Source organism: Pseudomonas agronomica, assembly GCF_025917275.1.
Classification (GTDB): Bacteria; Pseudomonadota; Gammaproteobacteria; order Pseudomonadales; family Pseudomonadaceae; genus Aquipseudomonas; species Aquipseudomonas agronomica.
Window position 1 is genome coordinate 1 of the sequence record NZ_JAOSHO010000562.1, and the last position, 2985, is coordinate 2985.

General features: G+C 62.8%; 3 protein-coding genes. All 3 read right to left on the reverse strand.

Going from position 1 to position 2985, the window contains the following annotated elements; translation table 11 throughout:
- Positions 1 to 56 precede the first annotated feature (56 nt).
- Genes OC610_RS24470 through OC610_RS24480 form a run of 3 tightly spaced genes read right to left on the reverse strand, consistent with a single transcriptional unit; the run spans position 57 to position 2887 of the window.
- Complete coding sequence (locus OC610_RS24470) at positions 57 to 1112, reverse strand: ABC transporter ATP-binding protein (RefSeq protein ID WP_264431532.1); 1056 nt, start codon at positions 1110 to 1112, stop codon at positions 57 to 59.
- Positions 1113 to 1127: 15 nt separating this feature from the next.
- Positions 1128 to 1982: an ABC transporter permease gene (locus tag OC610_RS24475; protein ID WP_264431533.1), complete on the reverse strand. Its 855-nt coding sequence runs from the start codon at positions 1980 to 1982 to the stop codon at positions 1128 to 1130.
- The gene (locus tag OC610_RS24480; protein WP_264431535.1) at positions 1979 to 2887 is read right to left on the reverse strand and encodes an ABC transporter permease; all 909 of its coding nucleotides are present in this window, start codon (positions 2885 to 2887) and stop codon (positions 1979 to 1981) included. The genes OC610_RS24475 and OC610_RS24480 overlap by 4 nt, the downstream gene beginning before the upstream one ends.
- Positions 2888 to 2985 lie beyond the last annotated feature (98 nt).

A 2985-nucleotide genomic window follows, 5' to 3' on the forward strand; every position in this document is an offset into this window, starting at 1 on the left:
CTGTGGGAGCGAGCTTGCTCGCGATGAGGCCAGTAGATGCAGCTCATCCCTTGACCTCAGGCACTGAGCAACCGACACGCCTGCGCCGGCACCGTCACCGATACCGCCTGCCCGATGCCCAGGTCCATGCCCTGGCACGGCGTGTTCAGCGCCGTGAAAGAGACGCCGGAACATTCAACCGTGGTCTCGATGGTCGCGCCGATGTCCCGCACGAACAGCACTTTTCCGAGCAAGCGGTTACCCGCCGAAGCCTGGGGCGAGGACAACTGCACGTCTTCGGGACGCACCAACAACTTGATCCTCTCCCCTGGGTTGATGCTGCGGCTGGCCGGCACTTCCAGCGTGTCCCCACCCGGCAGTCCCACTCGCCCATTACCCAGCGAAGTCGCCGGAAAGATGTTGCCCGAGCCGATGAAATCGGCGACGAATTCATTGGCCGGGTGCCGGTAGATCTCGATCGGCGTGCCGACCTGCTGCACGCGATGCTCACCCAACACCACGACGATGTCGGCCATGGTCATGGCTTCGCGCTGGTCATGTGTCACCAGGATAGTGGTGATGTTCAACCGCTGCTGCAACTGGCGAATTTCCACTTGCATCGACTCGCGCAACTTGGCGTCCAGGGCCGACAGCGGTTCGTCCAGCAACAGGATTTTCGGGCGGGCGGCGATGGCCCGGGCAATCGCCACGCGCTGGCGCTGGCCGCCGGAGAGTTTCGCCACCGGCCGGTCGATCATTGCCTGGAGCTGGATCAGCTCCAACAGTTCCACCACCCGCGCCTGTTGCTCGGCCTTGCCCACGCCCCGCAGCTTAAGCGGGTAGGCAATGTTCTCGCCGACGGTCATGTGGGGAAACAACGCCAGCGACTGGAACACCATGCCGAAGTTGCGCAGGTGCGCCGGGGTGTGGCCGATGTCTTCGCCATCCAGGCGGATCTCCCCGCCGCTGAGGCTTTCCAGGCCGGCGATCATGCGCAGCAGCGTGGTCTTGCCGCAACCTGACGGCCCGAGGAAACACACCAGTTTGCCCTCGGGCAGATGCAGGTTCACGTCCCTGACCGCGCAGGCCGAGCCGTAGTGTTTCTCGACGTTTTCCAGTATCAGTCCAGTCATGTCTTCACCTCGAAATCAAAAGGAAACGCCGCCCTCGCCCACCAGTTTCTCCAACGCCCAGATCAGCACGAAGTCGATCAGCACGATGAGCACGGCAAACGAAAAAACGGTGGGGTCCAGCGACGACACGGTGCGGCTGTACATCCAGATCGGCACGGTCATGACGTCGATGGTGTAGAGGAAATAGGTCACGGTGAATTCGTTGAACGAGACGATGAACGCCAGCAGCATCCCGGCGAGAATCCCCGACTTCATCAACGGCACCACCACATCGACGATGGCCCGTCGCGGTGTCGCGCCGAGCATGCGCGCGGCCTCTTCGACTTCGCTGCCGATGCCGATGCCGAGCATGGCGGCCGTGCAGTTCTTCACCACGAACGGCAAAGCCAGGATCACGTGGGCGATCACCAATCGCGAGGTGGTCATCTGGAACGGCAGGCTGTCGAACACCAGCAGCAATGCCAAGCCGAGCACCACCATGGGAAACACCAGCGGCAGCGACATCAATTGCAGCGCCACGGCCTTGCCACGGAACTCGCAACGGGTCAGGGCATAGGCCGCCGGCACGGCGATCAGCGTGGCGAAGATCATCGTCAGGCAGGCCACCAACAGGCTGGTGCCCATCGCCTGGCCCAGGCTCAGCACATCGCTGGCGTCCGGCGAGACAAAAGTGTGCCAGGCCGCCCGATACCATTGCAGGCTGTAGCTGCTCGGTGGAAAGTCCAGGTTCGCCGCGCCGCTGAAGGACATGACGATCATGGTCAGGATCGGCAGCACCGCCAGCAGCAGGATGAAACCCGACAACAGACCCGCCACGCGGCCGGTTTCACCGGGCAACAACGCCTGGCGTTTTTTACTCGTTACGCTCATTGCGAAGCCTCCAGCATCCGCCGACGACGGCCGGTGAAATACTCGGAAAGGGTCATGATCAGCAGCGTGGTGACAATCAGCACCACACCGGCGGCGGACGCGGCGGGCCAGTTCATCAGCGGGGCGATCTGGTCATGGACCATCACCGCCAGCATCGGCACGCGGCGACCGCCCAACAACAGCGGCACGACAAAGCTGCTGGCGTTGTAGGCAAACACCAATGTCGCGCCGGTGATGATCCCCGGCAGGCTCATCGGCAGCACCACTTGGCGGAACACCTGGAAACGGCTCGCGCCGAGGGTCGCGGCGGCCTCTTCATAACTGCGGGCCACACCGCGCATGGCACTGGCGATGGGCAGCACGGCCAGCGGGAATGCAGTCTGGACCAGGCCCATCAGCACACCGTTCTGGTTGTACAACAGCATGAGCGGACGCTTGATCAGGCCCAGGCCCATCAACGCCTGATTGAGCATCCCGGCAGGGCCGAGGATGACCAGCCAGCCATAGCTTTGCAGCAACAGGTTGACCAGCAACGGCAACAGCACCGCCGCCAGGAACACCCGTCGCAACAACGGCGAGGCCAGGCGCGACATGGTGTAGGCCACGGGAATCGCCAAGAGTACGGCGATCACCGCGCTGATCAGCGCCAGGCGCAAGGTCAGCAGCAGGGACTTGAGGTAATAAGGCTCGAGCAACTGCCCATAGCTGGCGAGGCTGAAGCCGCTCCATTCCGCGCCCTTGGTGCCGACGCTCATGCGCAGCACCAACAGGCTGGCGGCGACCAGCACGCCGAGAAACAGCATCGACGGCGAAAGAAAGAACCACGCGCGCGCAGTCGGCGAAAGACCGCGCCGTGAAGGCGCTGGCGCAATGCTCTGCGGATGGGTTAACGGTTGATGTTCCATGGCAAAGTCTCGTCAGTGGAAAACGACAGAACAAACACACTCTCAAAACAACCCAATCCCCTTGTGGGAGCGAGCTTGCTCGCGAAGACGGCAGCACA